Consider the following 24,078-nt stretch of genomic DNA (forward strand, 5'->3'; position numbering starts at 1 on the left):
GTCCGCTCGTCGGATACGGGATGTTCAGTGACTGAGGATCTTGCCGAGGAAGTCCTTGGCGCGGTCGGATTCGGGCGCCGTGAAGAAGGTGTCGGGCTCGGTGTCCTCGACGATGCGGCCGTCGGCCATGAACAACACGCGATCGCCGGCCTTGCGGGCGAATCCCATCTCGTGCGTGACCACGACCATGGTCATGCCTTCCTTCGCGAGGGAGGTCATGACGTCGAGGACCTCCTGGACCATCTCCGGGTCGAGCGCCGAGGTGGGTTCGTCGAACAGCATCACCTTCGGGTTCATCGCGAGCGCCCGGGCGATCGCGACACGCTGTTGCTGGCCACCCGACAGCTGAGCCGGGTACTTGTCGGCCTGGTTGGCGATCCCGACACGCTCGAGCAACTGCATCGCCGACTCTCGTGCCTGGTCCTTCTTGATCTTGCGCACCTTGACGGGCCCGAGCATGACATTCTCGAGGATCGTCTTGTGGGCGAAGAGGTTGAACGACTGGAACACCATTCCGACGTCCGCGCGGAGGTGGGCCAGCGCGCGCCCCTCAGCCGGCAGGACGGCGCCGTCGACACGGATCTCGCCGGTGTCGATCGGTTCGAGGCGGTTGATGGTGCGGCACAGGGTCGACTTCCCCGAACCCGACGGGCCGACCACGATCACGACCTGTCCCCGGGGTATCTCGAGCTCGATGTCCTGCAGGACGTGCAGGGATCCGAAGTGCTTGTTCACCCCGGTCATCGAGATCATGGACGAGGCGGTGCCCGCCTCCTCGGACGGACGATCCGTTCCGGCTGCCGCTGATGTCATGTCTGCAGACCCTATGCCGTCCGGTCCGTAATTCTTCGCATTTCGGGACACCCGTGCCCTGCGTCACGCGATTTTTACGAGTGATCCGGTAACGGTCGCCACCGGCGGCTCCGGTGGGGTCGGCGCGGGGAAGGCCGACTCCCGGCGTGAGATACCCTGAGACGTGTCACTGATCGACGAAGAAGCCCCCCGCGCCGGTAGCCGGACCTACGAGGTCCGCACCTACGGCTGCCAGATGAACGTACACGACTCCGAGCGCCTCTCGGGGTTGCTGGAGGACGCCGGCTTCACCCGGGCGGAAGCGGGCTCGTCCCCGGATCTGGTCGTCTTCAACACGTGCGCGGTGCGGGAGAACGCCGACAACAAGTTGTACGGCAATCTGAGTCATCTGCGTCCCGTCAAGGACGACAACCCCGACATGCAGATCGCCGTCGGAGGCTGTCTCGCCCAGAAGGACCGGGACACGGTCGTGAAGAAGGCGCCCTGGGTCGATGTGGTGTTCGGCACGCACAACATCGGCAACCTCCCCGCGCTGCTCGAACGTGCCCGGCACAACCGCCGGGCGGAGGTCGAGATCCTCGACGCGCTGGAAGCCTTCCCCTCGACCCTGCCGGCCAAGCGCGAGTCGTCGTACGCCGGATGGGTGTCGATCTCCGTCGGCTGCAACAACACCTGCACCTTCTGCATCGTGCCGTCGCTGCGCGGGAAGGAAGTCGACCGCCGTCCCGGCGACATCCTGGCCGAAGTACAAGCACTCGTCGACGAGGGTGTGCTCGAGGTGACGCTGCTCGGTCAGAACGTCAATTCCTACGGCCGTTCCTTCGCCGATCCCGACCAGCCCCGCGACCGCGGAGCCTTCGCGTCGCTGCTGCGTGCGTGCGGCGACATCGACGGTCTGGAACGGGTGCGTTTCACCTCCCCGCACCCGGCGGAGTTCACCGACGACGTCATCGAGGCGATGGCGCAGACCCCCAACGTCTGCCCACAGCTGCACATGCCGCTGCAGTCCGGGAGCGACCGGATCCTGCGGGCGATGCGCCGTTCCTACCGCAAGGAACGCTTCCTGGGCATCATCGACCGTGTGCGTGCCGCGATGCCACATGCGGCGATCACCACCGACATCATCGTCGGGTTCCCCGGGGAGACCGAGGAGGACTTCCAGCAGACCCTCGAGGTCGTCGAGAAGGCCCGGTTCACCAGCGCCTTCACCTTCCAGTATTCGAAGCGCCCGGGGACGCCGGCCGCCGACATGGAGGGACAGGTCCCCAAGGCGGTGGTGCAGGAGCGCTACGAGCGGCTGATCGCCCTCCAGGAGAAGATCACCCTCGAGGAGAACCGCAAGCTCGTCGGGACCGAGGTCGAACTGCTCGTCGCGGCGGGGGAGGGCCGCAAGAACGCCGAGACCGCCCGGATGAGCGGACGCGCCCGAGACGGCCGCCTCGTCCATTTCCGTCCCGAAGGTGCCGTCGACACCGCGGTACGCCCGGGTGATGTCATCACGATCGTCGTGAGCGACGCCGCTCCGCACCACCTCGTCGCGGACACGCCGATCCTCACGCACCGGCGCACACGCGCCGGAGACCACTTCGAACAGGGCCGGCTCCCCAAGACACCGCCGATCGGTGTCGGACTCGGATTGCCGAGCATCGGCGTTCCGGAGCCACTGCCGCCACAGATGGGATGCAACGCATGAGCACCGACAAGCCGCACGATCACCATGCCGGCGGTGACGAACGTGCCGAGCTCGAAGCCGCCGAACGGGAGGTGGCGAGCGTCATCGATCCGGGCGCCCGGGCGATGTTCGTCGCGATCGCGGTTCTCGTGCTGCTGGGTTCGTTCGCCCTGCCCCACGCAGGTGCCGTCAACGGGTGGGAGGTGCTGTCGTCCGCGCCGGACGCGGCCGCGGAGGAGATCGGTCTCCCCTCACGATTGTTCCTGTGGTTCGCGCTGGTCTTCTCGGGTCTGGGCTCGATCCTCGCGCTCGTCACGCGCAAGTGGATGCCCGCCTGGGTGGCGCTGGCCGGATCGGCGGTGACGATCGTCTTCGGCATGCTGGCGATCTGGTCCCGCCAGACCTTGCCCGTCGAGTCGTCGGCCGCGGGCCCGGGCTTCGGCCTCCTGATCGGCTGGTTCGCCGTGATGGTGATCGTCTTCCACTGGGCCCGGGTGGTGTGGTCGCGGACCTCCGCCCAGCTCGAAGCAGAAGCGGAACTGCGGAAGGTGGCCGCACAGACCGAACGTCCCCGTCTCATGCGCGACGACTCCGGGGCCTGACCGATTCCGGCGCCTGACCGATTCCGGGGCCTGACCCCCGGCTCCGAACGCGACGATCCCCCTCTCTCCGCGCGGAGAGAGGGGGATCGTCACATCCGGGGCACCCGGGGAACTCAGCGTTCGCCCACGGCACCTTCGGCGGCGTCGGCCCACTCGCGCCACTGAGCCGCCTGGGCCAGCGCCTTCTCGGCTTCCTTCGCCCGTCCCGCCGCGGTCGCCTTGGCGGCCTGCTCCTCGAACTGGCGCACCCGCTCACGGAACTGCGCCGCACGCGCGAGCGCTTCGGGATCGGTACGACGCCACTCCGAATCCGCGGCCTCGCGCACCGTCTTCTCGACCGCCCTCAAGCGGCTCTCGAGGTCGTGCATGCGCTCGCGCGGCACCTTGCCGATCGCCTCCCACTGTTCCTGCAGCTCACGCAGACGCGCCCGCGCCGCCTCTAGGTCGGTGGAGGGATCGATCGAGGAGGCCGCATCGAGGAGTGCTTCCTTCGCCCGGGCGTTCTCCTCGTACTCGGCGTCCCGTTCGGCGTTCGCGGCGTTGCGGGCCGCGAAGAAGACGTCCTGGGCGCCCTTGAAACGCTTCCAGAGCTGGTCGTCGGCATCCTTCGGTGCCCGTCCGGCGGCCTTCCACTCGGTGAGCAGATCACGGAAGGCGGCAGCCGTGGCGCCCCAGTCGGTGGAGTTCTGCAGTTCCTCCGCCTGCGCGACGAGCTCCTCCTTGCGGCTCTTGGCTGCCGCCCGTTCACGATCGAGTTCCGCGAAGTGTGCGCCGCGCCGCCGGTTGAAGGCCTCACGCGCCTTGGAATACCGACGCCACAACACGTCGTCGACCTTCCGGTCGACGCCGCGGATCGTCTTCCATTCCTCGAGGATCTCGCGGAGCCGGTCGCCGGCAGCCTTCCACTGGGTGGACTCCGCGGCGATCGTCTCGGCCTCGACCGCGAGTTCCTCCTTGCGGGCGGTGCTCGCGGCGCGGCGCTTCTCCTTCTCCTGCTTGGCGAGAGCCGCAGCTTCCTCGGAGTGTTCGATGATCGACGCGAGCCGCGCCGCGAGCGCGTCGAGATCGCCGATGACCGCCGCCGTCGGCAGCGACTCGGCGAGCGACTCGGCGGCGGCGCGGGTCTTCTTCACGTCGGCGGTGCCGGACGCCAGACGGGTCTCGAGTATCGCGACCTCGGTGGCGAGATCGTCGTAGCGGCGCCCGAAATGGGCCAGGCCTTCGGCGGCGTCGCCGGCCTGCCACGATCCGATGCACCGCTCGCCCTCGCTCGTACGCACCCACGCGGTGCCGTCCTCGTCGACGCGCCCGAACCGGCTCGGATCGCTCGCAGGCACGGCCGGTGCGTGCGGATGGGTCTGGGCTGCCACCGGGTGTGGCTTGGGGGGAGCCGCGGGGCCGGGACGCGGGACGGGCCTCCGCGTCGGCTCGACAGTTCGGTCCTGTGCGTTCGGGTCGCTCATCGATACCTCATCTCTGCCGCGCGGCACGGCTGCCTGGTCGCATGGGTCTACCGCAGGTCGACCCCGGGGCTCCGCGATCGTGTCCGCCCCCTATTGAAACAGGTCGTGCCGATACAGGACGCCGGGTCCGGTGGACTACGGTGACCGATGTGTTGACCGCCGCGGCGTTCGTGCCCTCCCCACCGCTGCTCGTGCCCGAGCTGAACGGTCTCTCGGCAGCCGAGACCGACGACCTGCGAGCCGCGATTCTCGACGCCGGTCGCAGCCTGTCCGGCACCGTGGAGTGGATCGTCGTCGGTGCCGAACAGGTAGAGCAGACCGTTCCGTCCACCGCCTGCGGCACCTTCTCGGGTTTCGGTGCCGACGTCCCCGTGCGCCTCGGACCCGACGCGGACGGCGAACCGGACCCCGGCCTGCCGCTGCCGGCGCTGGTGGCCGGATGGATCCGCGACCGTACGGCACCGCACGTGCGGGTGACCACCCACGTGGTGGCGACCGATTCGGACAACTCGCACTGCTCCGAGCTCGGCCGGTCGCTGCGCGCGCGTCTCGACGGCGACGATCTGCCCCGGGCGCTGCTCGTGGTGGCGGACGGAGCGGCGACCCTCACGGCGAAGGCTCCGGGTGCATACGATCCCCGGTCCGGGGACGTGGAAGCGGCGCTCGCCGACGCACTGGCAACCGGTGATCCGGTGGCTCTCGGGGCGCTCGACGCCGACCTGTGCTCGCAGATCCGCCTCGACGGCCGCGCCGCCTGGGACGTGCTGGCCGGGGCCTTCCCGGCCCCGCCGCGGTCCGCGCAGGTCACCTATTGTGCCGCGCCCTACGGCGTGGGTTATCACGTGGGGATCTGGACACCGTGAGGACGGACACCTCCGGCGAGCACACCCACCGACCCGACAGGCTCCCCCTCCGGCCGATCGCGGTCGTCGGCCCCACGGCGACCGGGAAGTCCGATCTCGGACTCGCTCTCGCGGAGACGCTCGGCGGTGAGATCGTCAACATCGATGCGATGCAGCAGTACCGCGGCATGGACATCGGGACGGCCAAGCTCTCGCCGGCCGAACGTCGCAGTATCCCGCACCACCAGCTCGACGTCCTCGACGTGACCGAGACGGCCACCGTGGCGAGGTACCAGCAGGCCGCGACCGCGGACGTCGAGGCGATCCTCGAACGGGGACACGTCCCGATCGTCGTCGGCGGGTCGATGATGTACGTGCAGGCTCTGCTCGACGAGTGGCAGTTCCCGGCAACCGACCCGCAGGTCCGGGCGAAGTGGGAGGCGATGCTCGAGTCCGAGGGGCTCGACGCGATCCATCGGGCGCTCCGGCACGCCGATCCCGCCGCCGCCGCGACCATTCTGCCCACCGACGGCCGCCGTATGGTGCGGGCACTCGAAGTGGTCGAATTGACGGGACAGCCGTTCGCCGCCTCGCAACCGGTCATCGGCGACCCCCGCTGGGGCACCGTCGTCCTGGGCGTCGACCGCGCCACCGAGGAACTCGACGAGCGCATCGCGCGTCGCACCGACCTGATGTTCGAGCTCGGCCTCGTCGACGAGGTGCACGAACTGATCGGCGCGGGACTGCGCGAGGGTGTCACCGCGCGTCGGGCGATCGGCTACGCGCAGGTCCTCGCGTACATCGACGGGGAGTACGACCGCGACGCCGCCCGGGAGCGAACGTTCATCGGCACGCGCCGCTACGTGCGGCGTCAGCGCTCGTGGTTCCGCCGAGACCCCCGCATCCACTGGCTCGACGGCGCCGATCCCCGCCTGCTCGAATCGGCCCTGCGGGTCGTGCAGGACACGCGGACCTCGACCGTCCCACCTGCGGGATAAAGTGTCTGCCATGGAGTTCAGCAAAGGGCACGGTACCGAGAACGATTTCGTGATCCTTCCCGATCCCGATGCCCGTCTGGACCTCGACGCCGAACGGATCGTCGCCCTGTGCGACAGGCGTCGCGGTCTCGGAGCCGACGGCGTGCTCCGGGTGGCGAAGGCCGGCGCGCTGGTGTCGGCCGGAACGCTGGGCGAACTCCCCGAGGGCACCGACGCGGACGACTGGTTCATGGACTACCGCAACGCGGACGGGTCCGTGGCGGAGATGTGCGGCAACGGCGTCCGGGTGTTCGCGCACTATCTCACCGCGCGTGGCCTCGAGTCCCGGCGGGAGTTCGTGGTCGGGAGCCGGGCCGGTGGCAAGCCCGTCCAGGTGCACGAGACCGGGCCGGTCCTCGGTGAGGTGACGGTGGACATGGGAGTCGTGCGTGCGCTGGGCGAGTCGGCGGCGACCATCGACGGGCGGGTCTATCCGGGTCTCGGGATCGACGTCGGTAACCCCCATCTGGCCTGTGTGGATCCGCATCTGAGCGAGGCCGCCCTCGCCGCTCTCGATCTCACGTCTCCCGGCTTCGATCCGGGATTCTTCCCCCAGGGTGTCAACATCGAGTTCCTCACCCCCATCACGTCCGGAACGGTCCACATGCGGGTCCACGAACGTGGAGTGGGAGAGACCCGTTCGTGCGGCACCGGCACCGTGGCCGCGGCCGCGGCAGCCCTGCGGTTCGACGGTGTGTCCGACGGTGTGGTGCGCGTGCGGATCCCGGGTGGCTCGGTGGAGGTGCGCATCGAGGACGGGCGGGCCTGGCTCCGGGGGCCGTCGGTGCTGGTCGCGACCGGTGAACTCGACGAGTCGTGGTGGTCGGCGCCGTACTGATCCCCTCCGGGATCGGCGACCCGGTGCGACTGCGGCAGGCGTGACGGAAAAACTCGAATGCACCGATTCGGGCTTCGTGACACCATGGAGGTGTATGACGAACACACAGCGCACGCGCCGCGCCACCACAGAAGACAGCTCATCGACGGCGTTCGACACGCCCGATGGCTGGACCGCCGAGGATCCCTCCGTCGGCGAGATGCAACTCGAGGACCGCAGCGCGTTGCGGCGTGTGGCCGGTCTGTCCACCGAACTCGAGGACATCACCGAGGTCGAATACCGCCAGCTCCGGCTCGAGCGAGTGGTGCTCGTGGGAGTGTGGACGGGCGGAACGGCAGCGCAAGCCGAAGCCGGCCTGGCCGAGCTCGCCGCGCTTGCCGAAACCGCGGGCTCGGAGGTCCTCGAGGGTCTCGTCCAGCGGCGTGACCGACCGGACGCGTCCACCTACATCGGATCCGGCAAGGCCGACGAGCTCCGGCAGATCGTCCTGGCCACCGGCGCCGACACCGTCATCTGCGACGGCGAACTCACTCCCGCGCAGCTCACGGCACTGGAGAAGGTCGTCAAGGTCAAGGTCATCGACCGTACCGCGCTGATCCTCGACATCTTCGCGCAGCATGCGACCTCCCGTGAGGGCAAGGCCCAGGTCTCGCTCGCCCAGATGGAGTACATGCTTCCGCGTCTGCGCGGCTGGGGCGAGTCGATGTCGCGGCAGGCGGGTGGTCGCGCGGGCACCAACGGCGGCGTGGGTCTGCGTGGCCCCGGCGAGACGAAGATCGAGACCGACCGGCGACGCATCCGCGAGCGGATGGCGAAGCTGCGGCGCGAGATCAAGGCGATGAAGGCCGCACGCGACACCAAGCGCACCCGGCGGCTGCGCAACGGCGTCCCGTCCGTGGCCATCGTGGGGTACACGAACGCGGGCAAGTCGAGTCTGCTGAACAAGCTCACCGGATCCGGGGTGCTGGTGCAGAACGCACTGTTCGCGACCCTCGATCCCACGACCCGCCGCTCCAGCCTCCCCGACGGGCGGGAGTACGTCCTCACCGACACCGTGGGTTTCGTGCGGCACCTGCCCACCCAGTTGGTCGAGGCGTTCCGCTCGACGCTCGAGGAAGTGGCAGACGCCGACGTGCTCCTGCACGTCGTCGACGGTTCCGACCCGATGCCCACCGAGCAGATCAAGGCAGTACGCGAAGTCGTCACCGAGGTCCTGCGCGAATCGGATGCGCCTCCGCCGCCCGAATTGATCGTCGTGAACAAGATCGACGCTGCCGATCCCGTCACCCTCACACAGTTGCGGAGCCTGATCCCCGACGCGGTGTTCGTGTCCGCGCACACCGGTGAGGGAGTCGACGATCTGCAGACTCACCTGGCGACCCTGCTCGAGGATCCGGACGTCGAGGTGAAGCTGCTGGTGCCGTACACCCGCGGTGATCTCCTTGCGCGCATCCACTCCGACGGGCAGATCCTGTCGTCCGAGCACGAGGTGGACGGGACCCGGGTCCACGCGAAGGTGCCCGCGGCGCTGGCCTCTGCATTGGTCGATTTCGCGGCCTGATGCGGGTCGTGCGCCGGGCGGCGCTGCTCGCTGCCGTCGCGGCGTTCGTGCCGGCCTCACCCGTCGGAGCGGAGGAGGCGGAGATCCCGGTCGCCGACCTCCCCTCCGGCATCCTGTGCACCCCCGACGATTCCGCTCTCGAGGAGTTGTCGGGTCTGGCGCTGCTCGGATCGCGCATGTTCGCGGCTCCGGATGCGGGGGAGGACGAGCGGATCGTCGAACTCGGCCCCGACTGCTCGGTGCGGCAACGGATTCCGTCGCCCGTGGACCCGTACGACGTCGAGGATCTCGCGGCCGGGCCGGACGGGCGGTTGTGGCTGGGCGATCTCGGTGACAACAGCCGGGTGCGCGAGACGGTCGCGCTGATCTCGCTCGATCCGGACACCGGCGAGGGGGACCTGCACCGCGTGACGTATCCCGACGGTCCCCGGGACGCCGAGACACTGCTCGTCTCGGCCGCGGGGGAGCCGGTGATCGTGACCAAGGCACTGTTCGGGGCGAGCAACGTCTACCGGCCCGCACGCGGCCTCGGGATCGGAGATCTCCCGGCGCCGGGGCCGACGGCCCTCGAGAAGGTCGGAACGCTGGTGCTCGGCCCGTCGGACACCCCCGGCGGCCCCATCCCCGGGGCATCCTCCACCCTGATCACCGGTGGCGCTGTCAGCGCGGACGGCACCGTGGCCGCGGTCCGGACCTACACCGACGTGTATCTGTTCCCCGTGACCGAGGGTGACCTCGCGGCGGCGCTGGTCGCAGGCCCTCGATTCCGGATTCCGGTCCCGGACGAACCGCAGGGAGAAGCGGTGGCCTTCACCGCGGAGGGCGATCTGATCACCGCGTCGGAGCGAGCAGCGGCGAACGGAGGGACACCCGCGCAGAATCCGCCCCTCCGAATCCATCGGGGTGTGACCGATCTGTTCACCCCTCCCGACGACGATGCCGCGGACGGAAGTTCGTCCGCGGCACTGCCGATCGCCGGTGCGGGTGTCGCTACGGTACTCGTGCTCGGCGTGGTCGGATTCGCTGCGCGTCGCCGGGGACGTCGCCGCACCCGGTGAGATCAGGCGTCGAGATCTGCCGCCACCAGCTCCGCGACCTGCGCGAGGACCGCATCGTCGTCGCACGTGACGGTCACCGGGGTGCCCTGGGACGCTCCGAGGGTCATGATCATCAGAGCCGAACCCGCATCGACGGGTTCGCCGCCGTCGACCGCGAGGGTGACGGGGACACCGGCCGCGACGACGGCCTCGGCGATGATCCCTGCGGGCCGGGCGTGGAGCCCGATGGACGAACCGACGGCGACGGTGGTGCTGGGCATGTGGATCTCCTTCGTGATGGGGACGGCGGAAGCAGAGGCGGAACGGTCAGGACCGCACGGGTGCGGGCCGGGCGCCGCCAGTGTCGGCGGACGCACTCTCGGTCCGGGTGACGGACTTGGCGATGCTGACCGCGAGCGCAGCAAGTACCGTGCCGGCCGCGAGGGCGACCAGGAACCACACGACGTGGTCGATCGCGAACAGTACGAACAGTCCGCCGTGCGGAGCCGTGAGAGTCACGCCGGCGGCCATCACGATGCCACCGGTCAGCGCTCCGCCGAGCATCATCGACGGAATCACCCGGACCGGGTCGGCGGCCGCGAACGGGATGGCACCCTCGGAGATGAACGAGGCGCCGAGCAGCCAGGCGGCCTTGCCGTTCTCCCGTTCGGCCGTGCTGTAGAGGCTGGGACGGAGCAGCGACGACAGCGCCATGGCGAGCGGCGGGACCATGCCTGCCGCCATCACCGCGGCCATGATCTCGAGCGAGGCCGTGTTGGCGACGTCCAGACCTGCGACGGCGAAGGCGTAGGCGGCCTTGTTGACGGGTCCGCCGAGGTCGAAGCACATCATCAGACCCAGGATGACGCCGAGGAGCACTGCGGATCCGCCGGACAGACCGTTGAGCCAGTCGGTGAGTCCGGTGGTGATCGCGGCCAGCGGGCGGCCGAGCAGCAGGAACATGAGGCCGCCGACGATCAGGCTCGCGAGCAGCGGAATGATCACCACCGGCATCAGTCCCCGCGCCCAGGTCGGTAGCGGGATGCGGCCGACCCACAGGGCGGCGAAGCCCGCGATGATGCCACCGACGAGACCACCGATGAAGCCGGCGCCGACGAAGACGGCGACCGCACCCGCCGTGAAGCCCGGTGCGAGGCCCGGACGGTCGGCGATCGCGAAGGCGATGTAGCCGGCGAGTGCCGGGACGAGGAACGAGAAGGCCAGCGAGCCGATCTGGTACAGCACCGCACCGAGATAGGTCCCCAGTCCGCCGTCCGGCAGGTTGGTCAGGGTGTTGTCGAGGACGATCGCGGACGCGGAATCGGTGATGTCGGGGCCGGCGAGCAGGAAGCTGAGGGCGATGAGCAGACCGCCCGCCGCGACGAACGGGATCATGTAGCTCACGCCGGTGAGCAGGATCTGCCGCACGCGGGTGCCCCAGCCGAGGTCCCCGGTGTCCTTCTCCTTCGCCGGCGCGCCCGATGCTGCCTCGACGGTGCGCGCGGACGGATCGGTGGATGCCCGCAGAGCCTCCTCGATCATCGTGTCGGGTTCGTTGATGGCCCGCTTCACTCCCGAGGCGACGACAGGTTTGCCCGAGAAACGCTCCCGGCCCTTGACTCCCACGTCGGTCGCGAAGATCACGGCGTCGGCGCCGGCGATCACGTCGTCGGGCAGGGGAGTGCTGCCACTCGATCCCTGGGTCTCCACCCGGACCGAGACACCCGCACGTTCACCGGCCGCGACCAGTGCGTCGGCGGCCATGTAGGTGTGCGCGATCCCTGTCGGGCACGCGGTCACCGCGACGATCGTGCGACCTCTGCTGGACCGGTCCGCATCCTGCGGTGGTGGTGCGACCGCTCCCGGTGCGCCGACGGGTGCACCGGTCGCAGGGGAGGCAGGGGCGGGTTCCGGGGCGGCGGGTTCCTGGGACGCCGGGCGCTCCGGAAGGACGCCTTCGACGAGCGCGATCACCTCGTCCGCAGAGGATGCGGCGCGCAACGACGCGACGAAGTCGGGTCGTACCAGTGCGCGGGCGAGTGCGGTCAGCAGTTTCATGTGGTCGCTGCCCGCACCTTCCGGCGCGGCGATCAGGAAGACCAGATCGGCGGGGCCGTCGGGTGCTCCGAAGTCGGCCTTCGGGGACAGCCGGGCGAAGCCGAGGGAGGGGGTGAGCACTGCTTCGCTACGCGCGTGGGGGATGGCGATGCCACCGGGCAGTCCCGTGGCGGACTTCGCTTCCCGCTCGAGAACGGCTGCGGTGAGTGCCTCGGCGTCCGAGGCACGCCCGGCCGCCGCGAGTCGTCCGGCGAGCGCTGCGATGACGGAGTTCTTGTCGGCCCCGAGGTCGGAGTCGAGCGCGACGAGTTCCGGAGTGATGATCGAGGAACCGCCTGCGAGGCCGGAAGTGGTGTCGGACATGACGTTCCTTAGGAGAGGGGGGTGAGTGGTCGGCGGCGTGGGTCGACGTCGGTGACGTGGACGCCGGATGCATCCACCGAATCGGGGGCGGGCACGGCGGTGCCCGGCAGCGCGACGGCCGCGGTCCCGTATGCGACGGCGAGTCGCAGGCATTCCGCGGGTGCGAGGCCGTCCTGTTCTGCGAGGAGATATCCGGCGAGGGACGAGTCGCCCGCGCCGACCGTGCTGCGGACGGTGACATCCGCGGCGGTGGCGCGCCAGGCGCCGGAATCGGTGACGAGGACGGCCCCGGCGCCGCCGAGGGTGGCGAGGACGGCTCCGACGCCGCGACCGACCAGAAGTCGGCCCGCCTCCACCACCGCGGTGACATCTCCTGTCTCGGCGGCGGATTCGAGCGCGTGGGCGTCGGCCCCGGTGAGCTGGGCCAGTTCGTCGGAGTTCGGCTTGACGACATCCGGGGCGGAGGCCGGGAACCGTTCGGCCAGAGCGAGCAACGGCCGCTCGGAGGTGTCGACGGCGACGCGGCATCCCAGGCTGCGCAGGGCGCTCACGAGATCGGCGTACCACGAGTCGGGCACGCCGGGGGGTAGGGAGCCCGACAGGACGGCCCAGGCGGCATCCTGTGCGCATTCGAGCAGCACCGCGTGCAGCTCGCCCGATGTGATTGCCGTGCAGGTCGTTCCGGGCTCGTTGAGCTTGGTCGTGGTGCCGTCGGGTTCGACGATGGTGATGTTGTTGCGTGTCGGGCCGGAGGTGGGCACCGCGCGGTGCACGATCCCCTGCTCGCTCAACGCGGTGAGCAGGGGATCCCCGCTGTCGGCCGGCAGGACCGCGACCACCTCGGTGCCGGCGGCGTGGAGGACCCGTGCGACGTTGATTCCCTTCCCGCCCGGGTCGACCGTCGACCTCTCGGTCCGGTGTACCTTTCCGCGTTCGAGGGGCCCGGTCAGATCGACCGTGCGGTCGAGACTGGGATTGGCTGTGAGCGTGACGATCATGCCGTCATCACCTCGATTCCGTGTTCGATGAGTTGTCGGCAGTCGGTCTCGTCGAGGTCGGTGTCGGTGACGAGGACGTCGACGGGGTCGAGCGAGGCGAAACTCACGAGATTCCGTCGACCGATCTTCGTCGAGTCGGCGACGACGACCACTCGATCGGCCGCGCCGACCATGGCGCGTTTGATCGCAGCTTCGTCGGCGTCCGGTGTGGACAGACCGTGTTCGATGCTCAGCGCATTGGTGCCGATGAAGGCGACATCGACATGCAGTGTCGACAGCACGCTCAGTGCCTCGGCTCCGACAGCGGCCTGTGTGACTCCGCGGACGCGCCCGCCGAGCAGATGCAGTTGCACGGCGCTCATCGCGGCGAGGCGCGCGGCGATGGGTACCGAATTGGTGACGACGGTGAGATCGGTTTCGGGTGGCAGCGCCGCGACGATCCTGCCGGTGGTGGTGCCGGCGTCGAAGAGGACGCTTCCGCCGGTGGGGGGAAGAAGGGTGGTCGCTGCGGCGGCGATCCGATCCTTGGACTCGGCACGGGTGTGCTCACGCTCGGACAGGGCGGGTTCGGCCACTGTCAGCGAGGCGGCCGGAATCGCGCCACCGTGTACACGCCGGACGAGGCCCAGACGTTCGAGGTGGGCCAGATCGCGGCGGACGGTCTCGGTGGTGACGCCGTACCGGTCGGCAAGTGCCGTGACCGACATGCGGCCGCGGGCCGCCACGAGGCCTGCTATCGCCTGTTGCCGTTCCTCTGCGTACACCGTCGTTCCTCCGGCTGCCCGATTCGTGGGGAGTAATGTTGTTTTATGTTGTTTTACGCCCGGGTATGTTGACATGTCAAGGGCTATGAGTAATGTAGATCACATGACCTACGGTGGTGAGGAGATCTCCATGGACCAGTCGGCATCCGCCCTGCACGGCACCCCTGTGGTTCCCGGAGTCGGATACGGGCCCGTGACCCGTCCCGTCGCCCGACCGGTCGTCCCCGCCGATGTCACCTCCGTCCCCGACACCGCACGCGAGGCCGAACTCGCGAGATTCGAGAACGCCGTGGCGGTCGTGGCCGACCGGTTGCGGGCCCGGGCCTCACGGGCGTCGGGTGCCGCTGCGGAGGTATTGCAGGCAACCGCGGTGCTCGCCGAGGACAGGGCCTGGAGGGGTGCCGCCGCGACGAGGATCCGCTCCGGTACCGACGCGGTGGGAGCCACCGTCGCCGCCATCGAGCAGTTCGCCGGATTGTTCGAGAAGATGGGCGGACTGCAGGCCGAACGCGTGACCGACCTGCTCGACATCCGGGATCGGGTCGTCGCCGAGTTGCAGGGCGTTCCCGAACCGGGGCTGGAAATGCCGGAGGTGCCGTCCGTGCTCCTGGCCACCGACCTCGCCCCGGCCGACACGGCAGGCCTGGACCCGTCCATGGTCGTGGCCCTGGCCACTTCGCTCGGTGGGCCGACCAGTCACACCGCGATCATCGCCCGGCAGCTCGGCATCCCGTGCGTCGTCGCCGTCGCCGGCCTCGACGACGTGCCCGCGGGTACCCCCGTCCTGGTCGACGGTGCCACGGGCCGCGTCGTGATCGAACCCGACCGCGCCGAAGCCGATGCGGAGGTCGCCCGCGACCGCGTCGAGCGCGAGCGCCTCGCATCCTGGGCGGGTCCCGGTGCCACCGCAGACGGATCTCCCGTGGAGATCCTCGCCAACGTGCAGGACGGGCCGGGAGCCCGGGCGGCGAGCCGGACACCCGCGCAGGGAGTCGGCCTCTTCCGCACCGAACTGTGCTTCCTCGACCGCGACATCGAGCCCACCGTCGACGAGCAGGCCGACATCTATGCGGAGGTGTTCGACACCTTCGGCGGCCGCAAGGTGGTCCTGCGCACCCTCGACGCCGGATCCGACAAGCCGCTCCGCTTCGCCAACCACCCGGAGGAAGCCAACCCCGCGCTGGGTGTCCGCGGGATCCGCATCGCCGCCTCGGCGCCGGGGGTCCTCGACCGTCAGCTCGACGCGGTGGCCCTGGCGGCCGAGCGCACCGGGACCCGCCCGTGGGTCATGGCGCCCATGGTGGCAACGGTGGCCGAGGCTGCCGATTTCGCCGCTCGAGTGCGGGAGCGTGGTCTGTCACCCGGCGTCATGATCGAAGTTCCGTCCGCAGCGTTGCTCGCGGACCGGTTGCTCGAGCATCTCGACTTCCTGTCGATCGGCACCAACGACCTGGCCCAGTACACGATGGCGGCCGACCGGATGTCGCCCCAGCTGGCCGCGCTCACCGATCCCTGGCAGCCGGCCGTCCTCGAGCTCGTGGCCCGTGCCGCGCGCGCCGGTGCGGAGGTGGGGAAGCCGGTCGGGGTGTGCGGCGAGGCCGCCGCGGACCCGCTGCTCGCGTGCGTACTGGCAGGAATGCGGGTGACCTCGCTCTCGTGTGCCGCATCGGCGATCACCTTCGTGGGTGCGCGCCTGGCGTCGGTGAGTATCGACCAGTGCCGGTCGGCTGCCGAGGCCGTGCTGCAGACCGCCGATCCGGCGACCGCACGCGCCGCGGCTCTGCGCTGTCTGGGTGGGTCCGCGGAGTAGAACGGCTGAATCCGACGGAGCGGTCGGTTGCGTCGGCTGCACTGATCCCATCGAGTGGTTACAGGGGCCCCTGCACCGCTCCGAAGCAGTGGTTCGTGTGGACTGTGCTACTGCCTACGCAAGCGACGGCCGATGTGGGGCGATCGGACTGTGGCGGCAGGGGCCGGCCAGGTCGAACCGGCCATGGCGTCGAGTATCGCGTGTAGTACACGGTTGATCTCGGCGCTGATGACGAGGGCCGGAATCTACGGTCCACCCGTCCGTCACGCGTCGAAAGGCTACGTGAGTCATGCCTTCCTGGGATGGGTTGTGTACCTGCCGAGTCCGGATCCGAAAATTTCTCCAGCCGATCGCTGTTCGCCCCTTTTGCGCCTCGCACGAGACATGTCCGAGTAATAACGTTCGCGGCATACTCGTCTACAAAACGCACATATTCGGATTCGTCCCGTTCGAGAGGAATCGATCGGTATCCGAGCGCAGGCGCGGAACGCTATGTAAAGCCGTACGTAACCGCTCGAAAATTGATACCCATGCCCGTCCCGACGACAGGCATGAGCGACAAGACTTGATCATCAAAACCTTTGATAAAGCAATGATTTCGGAGAAATATCCAGGATCGTGCGTAGATCACTTTTGTCCCCGTGCGAGAGCTGCCGTCGATCCGGAAACATGTCTCCGCGAATTTCTGTCGTGTTAAAGTCGGAAAGTCTCGAATTCCGTACGTGGCCGTATCTGCGACCGTGGCCGCATCTGCGACGATCGACTTCTTCGAACGATCCTCCGACGATCGAACAGACCAACTGGAACCCACCCCAGGGGAAAATCATGACATTCACTGCAGCGCCCGCGCGCACAACCGAAGCCATCGGCGCCGCCCTCATGGCGGCGGGCATCGTCCTCCTTGCGTTACTCACGCTCTATCTCGTCGGGTTCGACAACGGTGCAATTTCGCGCAGCGGCATGTTCTTGCACGAACTCATGCACGATGGTCGTCATCTCCTCGCTCTGCCATGCCACTGACAGGGAGGTACGGCCGCCTCGTCGCTCGCGGGTTGTTGGCAGGACTGCTTGCCGGGTTGATCGCGGGCGCGATGGGCTTCGTTGTCGGGGAACCGCAGATCGATGCCGCAGTGGAGCTGGAAACTACTGTTTCCGAACCGCACTCCCACACCGATTCGGATCCCACCGTGGGCCATACGCACGAAGAAGACGAACCGCTTGTCACTCGCACAGGCCAGCGCGCAGGATTGTTCCTCGCCACGAGCCTGGCAGGCGCAGCGCTGGGAGCGATCTTCGCGACGGTGGCGTCCGCTGTTCGGCGGGCCGTACCGGTCTCGGCAAACGCATTGAGTCTGGGGCTTGCCGCCGCGGCGTGGCTCGCCGTCGTCGTCGTGCCCTTTCTGAAATATCCGCCGAGTCCGCCATCCGTCGGTGATCCCGAGACAATCAATCAGCGCACGCTGCTGTGGCTCGCCGCCATAGTCGTGGGACTGGCCGCAGTAGCCGGGGCTGCGTACGTGGCATCAGTATCTGCGAAGCTCCGCTACCCCAGCGCGCGTATCGCGCTTGCCATCATGACGTTCGTCGTCGTCGCGACCGTGGGCTGCGTTCTGCTGCCGACTGTCGACGAAGTGGCCGACGGTTTCCCCGCCACACTGTTGTGGGAATTCCGGTTGTCCACGCTCGCCACTCAGACAACCCTGTGGGTGAGCCTCGGCCTGATATTCGCCTACCTGTCCGACCGTTCGGCCCGACCGTCGGTGCGCGAGAGGTCCGCAATGTCGGCCATGTGATATCCACACCACTCCTGACGGAGGTGGCCTCGTCCGAGGAACCCCCCCGACACCACCGGATCGGAAACCACCATGAGCTCACCCAAAGCGCAGTCGAACGCACCGGCCAAGGCGCACACCGCGAGTGCGGAATTCGACGCCTATTCGAAACTCGTCGCCCAAATCGCCCCGGCGATACACGAAGTGCAGGACTCTCCATACACGCTCTCGAACGACCGGTACGCAGCACTGCGACATGTACTCCACGATGTAGGCGGGCAACCCGATGTCCCCGTCGAATACACCGAAAAGGTCGAAGAAGACTGGGAGATGAACACCTACGTCACGTGTGAATGCCTGGGCTGGCGTGGCGCGTGGAATTCCGAGATGCGACGTCGGGCCGAGAACGACCTGGGAGCGACCCTGTACTACGGCCTCCCGTATTACGCCCGCTGGATCACAGTGGCGACCAAGGTCCTTGTCAGCAAGGGCTTGATCACGACGGATGAATTGGCGGCCAAGGTGGACGCCGTCCGTGCGCGCATGATTGAGGAGCGATCATGACCAAATTTCAGATCGGCGACCGCGTCACGGTCAAGGATGCCACGTCGATGTTCCACACTCGCACACAGTCATACACACGCGGCCACACCGGAGTGGTCGTCGAATACCGACCGGATTGGGTGATTCCCGAGGACGAGGCATGGGATCGTCTCGAGAACGGGCGTACCGAACCGTTCTACGTCGTCCGGTTCAACCAAAACGACCTGTGGGAGAGATACACCGGATTCGACGTCGACACCCTCGAAAGTGAATTTTCGGAACGCTGGCTCGAGCCGGCCCAGGAGGAAACGACATGACCGACACCCACAGCCATAGCGGCCACGACCCGATCCAGGCATCACCGGAGGTCGGCGAGTTCGAAGTCCTCGAGGCCGCTGTCCGGGAGCTGGCCATCGAAAAGGGTTTGTTCTCATCGGAAGACCACCGTCGCTTCTCCGAATGGGCCCAGTCGATCGGTCCTGCGAAAGGCTCTCGGCTCGTCGCCAAAGCGTGGCTCGATCCGGAATTCAAGAAGCATCTCCTCGAAGACGCCACCGAAGCATCCAAAGCGGTGGGTGTCGACTGGCTGGATCCCACCGGGACCGGCACTCCGAGTGACTACACGTTCTTCTACGTGCTCGAGAACACGCCTCAGGTGCACAACGTGATCGTCTGCACGCTGTGTTCGTGTTATCCCCGGCCGGTCCTGGGCATGTCGCCCGACTGGTACCGCACGCCGAATTACCGGCGGCGGCTGGTGCGGCGCCCGCGTGAGGTACTCGCAGAGTTCGGCCTGCACTTCCCATCGGATGTCGAAGTTCGCGTGCATGATTCCAACCAGAAGTCGCGTTTCATGGTCATGCCGATGCGTCCGGAAGGCACGGAGGGTTGGACCGAGGACCAGCTCGCGGAGATCGTCACACGTGACACCATGATCGGTGTCGCTCTGCCGCACCCGGATTGGACTGCAGAGAAGCCCCCGTCCCAAGTCGGAGGTGGTCCACAGTGACGGTCGACAAGCCGGTCGGGCGCCAGCGACAGCAGTCGGCCCAGCCGAACGAGATCATCCTGTCGCTACTTGCGAACGACGCCGTCCGGGAAGAATCTCTACCGGAATTGGACCGGACGCCTGCACCGTGGGAGTCGAGCATGCAGGCGACCTGTGAGTGCCTGTCCTGGCACAGCGTGTGGGACAACCTCGAACGACGGCATACGGAGGACGCCCTGGGTGAGACGATCTACCGGGATTTCCCTGTCCACACCCGGTCGGCGATCGCCACAACACACACGCTGCTCGAGCGAGGAGTGATCAGCCCCGACGAACTGCAGGCGAAGATGCGGGAGGTTCGAGCTCGATTCGAAGGTGACTGAACCCCCGGCACTGTCGCCTGTCTCGACCCGGTTCTTCGGCCGGGTCGAGGCGCGGGCACGAGTCCGTGCGGACAGGGCGTGCTCGGAGTATGCGCGTGAACGTGCGCACGCCGAGCGCCGAGTTCGGTGTCGGTGGAGGCTCGTTCACGCTTTCGGGTTTCCTGCGGGATTTGTGAATGGGATGAGGATCAGCTCGAGCTCGCGGTGTAGGCGGCGGTGGTTCAGGGCTGCTGGGGGGGCTCGCTCGTCGACGTGCTCGACGAGGCATCGTCGGCACTTGCGCGGATCGATGTCTCGGTGACCTCGGCTCGGGAGGGCAGAGTGCAGGCAACCACAGCCAATCCGAGTGCGACCCATAGTGCTGCTGGACCGAGCCGGTGGAAGGAGAGGCCGCCGAGGGTCGCGCCCACGGCGAAGGCGAACCAGTATCCGATGGTGGCGAGCCAGCTCCACGGATGCGTGGTGCGGATGTCGGCCACGAGCTGGTGCGCGGCCTTGACCAGGGTGCCGGTCACGTAGGTCAGGCCGACGTGCACGTCGGAGTTCGTCGCGAGTGCCGAGTTGGTCAGTCCTCCGACAACCGCTAGCAGCAGCGTTCCCAACCACGTCGAGGTCGTGTTCGCAACGATCGCACCGGCCAGGGTCATGAGGGTGACCGAGGCCATCAGCACCCGATGGGCGGCCGACCCGATCCACCGCACGATGGCGGCTCCGGTGAGGCATCCGGTGAAAAACAGACAGATCAGCAGGGCGGACAGGCCCGCCAGGGACCACTGGCCGGTCGCGGTCGACGAGCCGAGGATTGTCGTATTGCCGGACATGAACGCCACGAAGCTGCCCTGCAGTACCACGAAGGCGATTGCGTCCACGAAGCCGCCCAGCGCCAGCAGCCAGACGCCGAGCAGAACGTCCGAGGAGCGCACACGAGCCATCGTTCTGGTCACCTGCACCGAATCCTTCGGTCGGTCCGTCAGCGCTGCCCTGCACAGGGTGGCGCCTTCGTCGTCCGCCGGACGATACTCGGGCACCGCGGTTCGGGGCAGGAACTTGTTTCGGCTTCCAATCGGGCCTCGGCCGCGCAGGCGACGCGTCGTTCGGGTCCCAGGACCGGATCCGCTCAGTGATCGCGGAAGCAGGCGATGTGGAAGGGGCGGGCGGCGGGCTTTCCCGTAACGTCGTAGGTGTGGACTCTCATACGGTTGGGATCTTCGTCCAGTGACACCGTGATGAGGCCCGGTTCGACGGGCTCGGTCATTGCGCTGCCGATGGTCCCAGCGAAGTTGGTCTTGGCGTCTCCCTGCAGCGGAACTTTCCAGGTCAGGATATATTCGTTCTCTCCGGCCAACTCGCAGTCTGCAATCAGGTAGCCGCGTGCGATGGTGCCGTCTGCCGCGATCACGCAGGCGAGGCGGTTCTCGAATGTCATCGGTCCTCCATCCGTTCGGTTGTGATGCTTCCGGACATGGTTTCGCGGATGAGCGTTTTCGGGAGGCCCAGCTGCGGACGCCGCTCCCGTCGAGACGCCCGGGAAGCCCGGTGCTGTGGTCGTATCGGGGATGGTCGCCGCACGGGCGTCAGAGACCGAATTCCCGAAGGGGGCTGACTGTTCGCGGACCTCGACAGGTTCGTCGGCTGGAACCGAGGGGCGGGATCGCCCTCCTTATTCCAACTCCAGTCCTGGCAACGATACTCGGGCCGGGTGCTCTTCGGGAAAGAATCGTAAGGCCGCAGACGCATCGACGACGTCGGTGATCGACCCTCGACTGTGATGAAAGGTGCGTTTGCATACTCTCCCGGAAGCGCTGAACCTTCGGCATGGGCACGCACATACACGGTGCTCTCCGTACCGCGCATCATGGTCTCGCTCGACAGGACGTCGGCGCAGGCGGCTGCACTGTCCGATCCCTGGCACCCGGCCTCCTCGGACTTTCAGCCCGCGACGCACGCGCAGGTGCGGCGGGAGCGGTCACGCAACGGCTGAATCCGACGGAGTCGTCGGTTGCGTCGTGCTGTACTGATCCCATCGAGTGGTTACAGGCCCTGCACCGCCCCGAGGTCGTGATTCGTGTGAACTATTGGGTGAGCGTCGTCTTCAGGGCGATTCCACTCGCCATGATGGTGGTGTGCCTCGGCTACGGCGTCGACATCTGGTCCACAACGGCAGACGCGTCGAGCTCGGTGGCCGGCCCAGTCGTCACCTTCCTCGCTGCGATCTGCCTGTGCCTGTTCGCTACCGCGGCGACCATCATCCGCCAGCTCATCGGCCGGTTCACCCGGACCGACGCAGTGCTGTATCCGACGCTCGGGTACACCCTTGCGGCAGGCACGGTGGCTTACGGTCTGGCGCTGCTGTGGGGTTCCTCGAGCACCAGGCCCCACACGGATCACTACGTCGCAGGGCACGTGGTATTCGGGCTGGGCCTGATCAGCGGGTGCGTCGCCACGGTCGCCACGGCGTCGACGAAATTCTCTCTCATCCCGCAGAATTCGGTGAGACCGGAGGGCGACCGGCAGCCGCCCTCCGGAGCGTTTCGTCCGGGTGCCTTCGTGGCCATGGCCACCGCGCCGGTCGTGCTGGCGCTCGTGGCATGGGTGTTCGCGATCACGAATCTGGTCCTGCCGGCCACCTCGGCACGGTTCACGGCCGGCCATGTGCTCGCCGGCATCGCGATGGTCTGCACAGCTCTGATCGGACTGGTGCTCAGCATCCTGCGCCAGGTCCAGAATTCCTACGAGCCGCGGGAACGGCTCGTGTGGCCCTGGCTGGTGATCGCGCTGGGCTCGCTCGCGCTCGTCTGGGGTGTCGTCCTGCTGATCCTGGACCGGGAGAGCTACTACCGCACGCCCGGTCTGGTGGTGATCGGGCTGGGGCTGGTCTGCTTCAGCATCCTCAGCAAGATCGGCCTGCTCGCTCTCGTCTGGCGCCGCACGTTCGCGCTGGCGAACCGGGTGCCGCTGGTCCCGATCGTCACCGCACTGTCCTGTCTGTTCCTCGCGGCCTTCGTGTTCGAGGCGGCCGTCGCCGATCCGTCGGTCTACATCGCCGCCCGCGTGCTGGTGGGGCTGGGTGCGGTCTGCTTCACGCTGTATTCGATCGTCAGCATTCTCGAGAGCGGCACGTCGTCCGGGTAGCGAGGACCGGGCGCGCGGTGGGGCCTACCATGTCGTCTCGTGACTGAACGAGCGAAGCGGACCGGGCGCACAGCTGCGGGCCTGGGATGGACGCTGCACGGCGACGGACGTCGTATCAACCCCGGTGCGGTCGTCGCGCCACACGAGCGACTGTCGTGGCCACGCACCGTGGGCATCGGCATGCAGCATGTCATCGCGATGTTCGGGGCCACCCTCCTCGTGCCGACGATCACCGGTTTCCCTGTGACGACGACGCTGCTGTTCTCGGGTATCGGCACCGCGCTGTTCCTGGTCATCACGCGCGGGCGGGTGCCCAGCTATCTCGGTTCGTCCTTCGCATTCATCGCTCCGCTCACCGCCTCGGCGGGCTCCGGTCCCGCGGCGCAACTGGGCGGAATCGTCGCGGTCGGCGTCGTGCTCGCGTTGATCGGCGTCGTGGTCAGGGCCGCGGGTTCCCGCGTCATCGACGCGGTCATGCCGCCGGTGGTCACCGGCGCGATCGTCGCACTCATCGGCCTCAATCTCGCGCCCACCGCGACGGGTTCGTTCGAGGCGCAGCCTCTCGTCGCGACGGTGACCCTGGTGGTCACGCTGGTCGTGACCGTCGTGGGCCCGGGCATGCTCGGCCGACTCGGCATCCTCGTCGGTGTGATCGTCGGCTGGGTCTTCGCCGCGTTCACCGGGGCGATCTCGTCCGAGCGGGTGGACGCCATGCGCGACGCGGCGTGGTTCGGATTGCCGGAACTGCGTGCGCCGACCTTCGAGTTGTCCGTCGTGCTGCTGGCCCTGCCGGTCGTGGTCGTGCTGGTCGCGGAGAACGTGGGGCACGTCAAGGCGGTAGCCGCGATGACCGGCAAGAATCTCGACGACATGGCCGGCAACGCGCTGATCGCGGACGGACTCGCAACCACCCTGGCCGGCGCGGGTGGCGGTTCGGGCACCACGACCTACGCGGAGAACATCGGCGTCATGGCGGCCACGCGTGTGTACTCCACCGCGGCGTACGCCGTCGCCGCCGTCACCGCGGTCGTGCTCGCCTTCTCGCCGAAGTTCGGCGCGCTGGTCTTCACGGTGCCCGACGGCGTCCTCGGGGGAGCGACTCTCGTGCTCTACGGGCTGATCGGCATCCTCGGTGTCCGCATTTGGACGGACGCCAAGGTCGACTTCACCGATCCGGTCAACCTCACGGTCGCCGCGGCCGCGCTCGTCGCCGGCATCGGCGATCTCACACTGTGGATCGGATCCGTCCAACTCGGCGGCATCGCCTGGGGGTCGATCGGCATTCTCGTGGCGTACCCGCTCCTGCGTCGCCTCGCCGACCTGCGTCGCTGAGAGGGATGATCCGGGCGAGGGTCGTCCGGGTCACAAAACTCGCTCGATACTGTCAGCGTCACCGCCCGCT

At 68.0% G+C, this 24,078-nt stretch carries 24 protein-coding genes; 16 read left to right on the top strand and 8 right to left on the bottom strand.

Annotated features, from left to right (window positions below; translation table 11 throughout):
- Positions 1–24: 24 nt before the first annotated feature.
- Positions 25–753, bottom strand: a complete 729-nt coding sequence (gluA, locus tag MOM01_RS05225; RefSeq protein ID WP_241384636.1) for a glutamate ABC transporter ATP-binding protein GluA — start codon at positions 751–753, stop codon at positions 25–27.
- 223 nt (positions 754–976) lie between these two features.
- Here gluA and miaB point away from each other — a divergent pair, with 223 nt between their 5' ends.
- Together miaB and MOM01_RS05235 are read left to right on the top strand one after the other, a co-directional pair.
- Positions 977–2,506 (top strand): tRNA (N6-isopentenyl adenosine(37)-C2)-methylthiotransferase MiaB, encoded by a 1,530-nt coding sequence (miaB, locus tag MOM01_RS05230; RefSeq protein WP_308196965.1) that lies wholly within the window; start codon positions 977–979, stop codon positions 2,504–2,506.
- On the top strand, positions 2,494–3,087 hold the full coding sequence (locus MOM01_RS05235) for an Rv2732c family membrane protein (RefSeq protein ID WP_241384326.1): 594 nt from the start codon (positions 2,494–2,496) through the stop codon (positions 3,085–3,087). Before miaB ends, MOM01_RS05235 begins: the two co-directional genes overlap by 13 nt.
- Before the next feature lie 113 nt (positions 3,088–3,200).
- Here the strand turns inward: MOM01_RS05235 and MOM01_RS05240 are convergent, their stop codons facing one another.
- Complete coding sequence (locus MOM01_RS05240) at positions 3,201–4,550, bottom strand: DUF349 domain-containing protein (protein WP_241384327.1); 1,350 nt, start codon at positions 4,548–4,550, stop codon at positions 3,201–3,203.
- Positions 4,551–4,699: 149 nt separating this feature from the next.
- On the opposite strand from MOM01_RS05240, the gene MOM01_RS05245 reads away from it, so the two are divergent.
- The 5 genes from MOM01_RS05245 (at position 4,700) to MOM01_RS05265 (ending at position 9,886) form a co-directional block, all read left to right on the top strand.
- A complete protein-coding gene (locus tag MOM01_RS05245; RefSeq protein WP_241384638.1) occupies positions 4,700–5,413 on the top strand; it encodes a hypothetical protein in 714 nt (237 codons plus the stop codon).
- Positions 5,410–6,390 (top strand): tRNA (adenosine(37)-N6)-dimethylallyltransferase MiaA, encoded by a 981-nt coding sequence (miaA, locus tag MOM01_RS05250; RefSeq protein ID WP_241384328.1) that lies wholly within the window; start codon positions 5,410–5,412, stop codon positions 6,388–6,390. Before MOM01_RS05245 ends, miaA begins: the two co-directional genes overlap by 4 nt.
- A 10-nt stretch (positions 6,391–6,400) precedes the next feature.
- The gene (dapF, locus tag MOM01_RS05255; protein WP_241384329.1) at positions 6,401–7,267 is read left to right on the top strand and encodes a diaminopimelate epimerase; all 867 of its coding nucleotides are present in this window, start codon (positions 6,401–6,403) and stop codon (positions 7,265–7,267) included.
- A gap of 94 nt (positions 7,268–7,361) precedes the next feature.
- On the top strand, positions 7,362–8,828 hold the full coding sequence (hflX, locus tag MOM01_RS05260; RefSeq protein WP_241384330.1) for a GTPase HflX: 1,467 nt from the start codon (positions 7,362–7,364) through the stop codon (positions 8,826–8,828).
- Positions 8,828–9,886, top strand: coding sequence for a hypothetical protein (locus MOM01_RS05265; protein ID WP_241384331.1), 1,059 nt, complete (start codon positions 8,828–8,830; stop codon positions 9,884–9,886). Before hflX ends, MOM01_RS05265 begins: the two co-directional genes overlap by 1 nt.
- A 2-nt stretch (positions 9,887–9,888) precedes the next feature.
- Here MOM01_RS05265 and MOM01_RS05270 read toward each other — a convergent pair whose 3' ends face one another.
- From MOM01_RS05270 to MOM01_RS05285, 4 genes are read right to left on the bottom strand one after another with little or no spacing between them, the layout of a single operon-like run.
- Entirely contained in the window at positions 9,889–10,146 is a 258-nt protein-coding gene (locus MOM01_RS05270) for an HPr family phosphocarrier protein (protein WP_241384332.1), read from the bottom strand.
- A 46-nt stretch (positions 10,147–10,192) separates the two neighbouring features.
- Positions 10,193–12,286 (bottom strand): PTS fructose transporter subunit IIABC, encoded by a 2,094-nt coding sequence (locus MOM01_RS05275; RefSeq protein ID WP_241384333.1) that lies wholly within the window; start codon positions 12,284–12,286, stop codon positions 10,193–10,195.
- An 8-nt stretch (positions 12,287–12,294) separates the two neighbouring features.
- The gene (pfkB, locus tag MOM01_RS05280; RefSeq protein WP_241384334.1) at positions 12,295–13,284 is read right to left on the bottom strand and encodes a 1-phosphofructokinase; all 990 of its coding nucleotides are present in this window, start codon (positions 13,282–13,284) and stop codon (positions 12,295–12,297) included.
- Positions 13,281–14,048 carry a DeoR/GlpR family DNA-binding transcription regulator gene (locus MOM01_RS05285; RefSeq protein ID WP_241384335.1) on the bottom strand — a complete coding sequence of 256 codons (768 nt, stop codon included), beginning with the start codon at positions 14,046–14,048 and terminating at the stop codon, positions 13,281–13,283. The genes pfkB and MOM01_RS05285 overlap by 4 nt, the downstream gene beginning before the upstream one ends.
- A 103-nt stretch (positions 14,049–14,151) precedes the next feature.
- Between MOM01_RS05285 and MOM01_RS05290 the strand changes: the two genes are divergently transcribed.
- The 7 genes from MOM01_RS05290 to MOM01_RS05315 all read left to right on the top strand — a co-directional run bounded on the left by MOM01_RS05290 (position 14,152) and on the right by MOM01_RS05315 (position 19,544).
- Entirely contained in the window at positions 14,152–15,858 is a 1,707-nt protein-coding gene (locus MOM01_RS05290) for a phosphoenolpyruvate--protein phosphotransferase (protein ID WP_241384336.1), read from the top strand.
- Between the two features lie 825 nt (positions 15,859–16,683).
- Positions 16,684–16,878, top strand: coding sequence for a CbtB domain-containing protein (locus MOM01_RS05295; protein ID WP_241384337.1), 195 nt, complete (start codon positions 16,684–16,686; stop codon positions 16,876–16,878).
- Positions 16,869–17,651, top strand: coding sequence for a CbtA family protein (locus MOM01_RS05300; RefSeq protein WP_241384338.1), 783 nt, complete (start codon positions 16,869–16,871; stop codon positions 17,649–17,651). Before MOM01_RS05295 ends, MOM01_RS05300 begins: the two co-directional genes overlap by 10 nt.
- Before the next feature lie 72 nt (positions 17,652–17,723).
- Positions 17,724–18,194, top strand: a complete 471-nt coding sequence (locus tag MOM01_RS05305; protein WP_277609227.1) for an SH3-like domain-containing protein — start codon at positions 17,724–17,726, stop codon at positions 18,192–18,194.
- Positions 18,191–18,490: an SH3-like domain-containing protein gene (locus MOM01_RS23010; RefSeq protein WP_277609228.1), complete on the top strand. Its 300-nt coding sequence runs from the start codon at positions 18,191–18,193 to the stop codon at positions 18,488–18,490. Before MOM01_RS05305 ends, MOM01_RS23010 begins: the two co-directional genes overlap by 4 nt.
- Positions 18,487–19,182: a thiocyanate hydrolase subunit gamma gene (gene scnC, locus MOM01_RS05310; protein WP_241384339.1), complete on the top strand. Its 696-nt coding sequence runs from the start codon at positions 18,487–18,489 to the stop codon at positions 19,180–19,182. The genes MOM01_RS23010 and scnC overlap by 4 nt, the downstream gene beginning before the upstream one ends.
- 53 nt (positions 19,183–19,235) lie before the next feature.
- Entirely contained in the window at positions 19,236–19,544 is a 309-nt protein-coding gene (locus MOM01_RS05315; protein WP_374112271.1) for a ScnB, read from the top strand.
- 221 nt (positions 19,545–19,765) lie between these two features.
- Here the strand turns inward: MOM01_RS05315 and MOM01_RS05320 are convergent, their stop codons facing one another.
- Positions 19,766–20,488, bottom strand: a complete 723-nt coding sequence (locus tag MOM01_RS05320; protein WP_241384341.1) for a YoaK family protein — start codon at positions 20,486–20,488, stop codon at positions 19,766–19,768.
- A 173-nt stretch (positions 20,489–20,661) separates the two neighbouring features.
- Positions 20,662–20,970, bottom strand: a complete 309-nt coding sequence (locus MOM01_RS05325; protein ID WP_241384342.1) for a hypothetical protein — start codon at positions 20,968–20,970, stop codon at positions 20,662–20,664.
- 641 nt (positions 20,971–21,611) lie between these two features.
- On the opposite strand from MOM01_RS05325, the gene MOM01_RS05330 reads away from it, so the two are divergent.
- Both MOM01_RS05330 and MOM01_RS05335 read left to right on the top strand, forming a co-directional pair.
- Positions 21,612–22,676, top strand: a complete 1,065-nt coding sequence (locus MOM01_RS05330; protein ID WP_241384343.1) for a DUF2776 family protein — start codon at positions 21,612–21,614, stop codon at positions 22,674–22,676.
- Between the two features lie 39 nt (positions 22,677–22,715).
- Complete coding sequence (locus tag MOM01_RS05335) at positions 22,716–24,008, top strand: uracil-xanthine permease family protein (RefSeq protein ID WP_241384344.1); 1,293 nt, start codon at positions 22,716–22,718, stop codon at positions 24,006–24,008.
- The last annotated feature ends 70 nt before the right edge of the window (positions 24,009–24,078 follow it).

This window comes from Rhodococcus sp. CH91 (assembly GCF_022554085.1).
In the GTDB taxonomy this organism is placed as follows: Bacteria; Actinomycetota; Actinomycetes; order Mycobacteriales; family Mycobacteriaceae; genus Rhodococcus.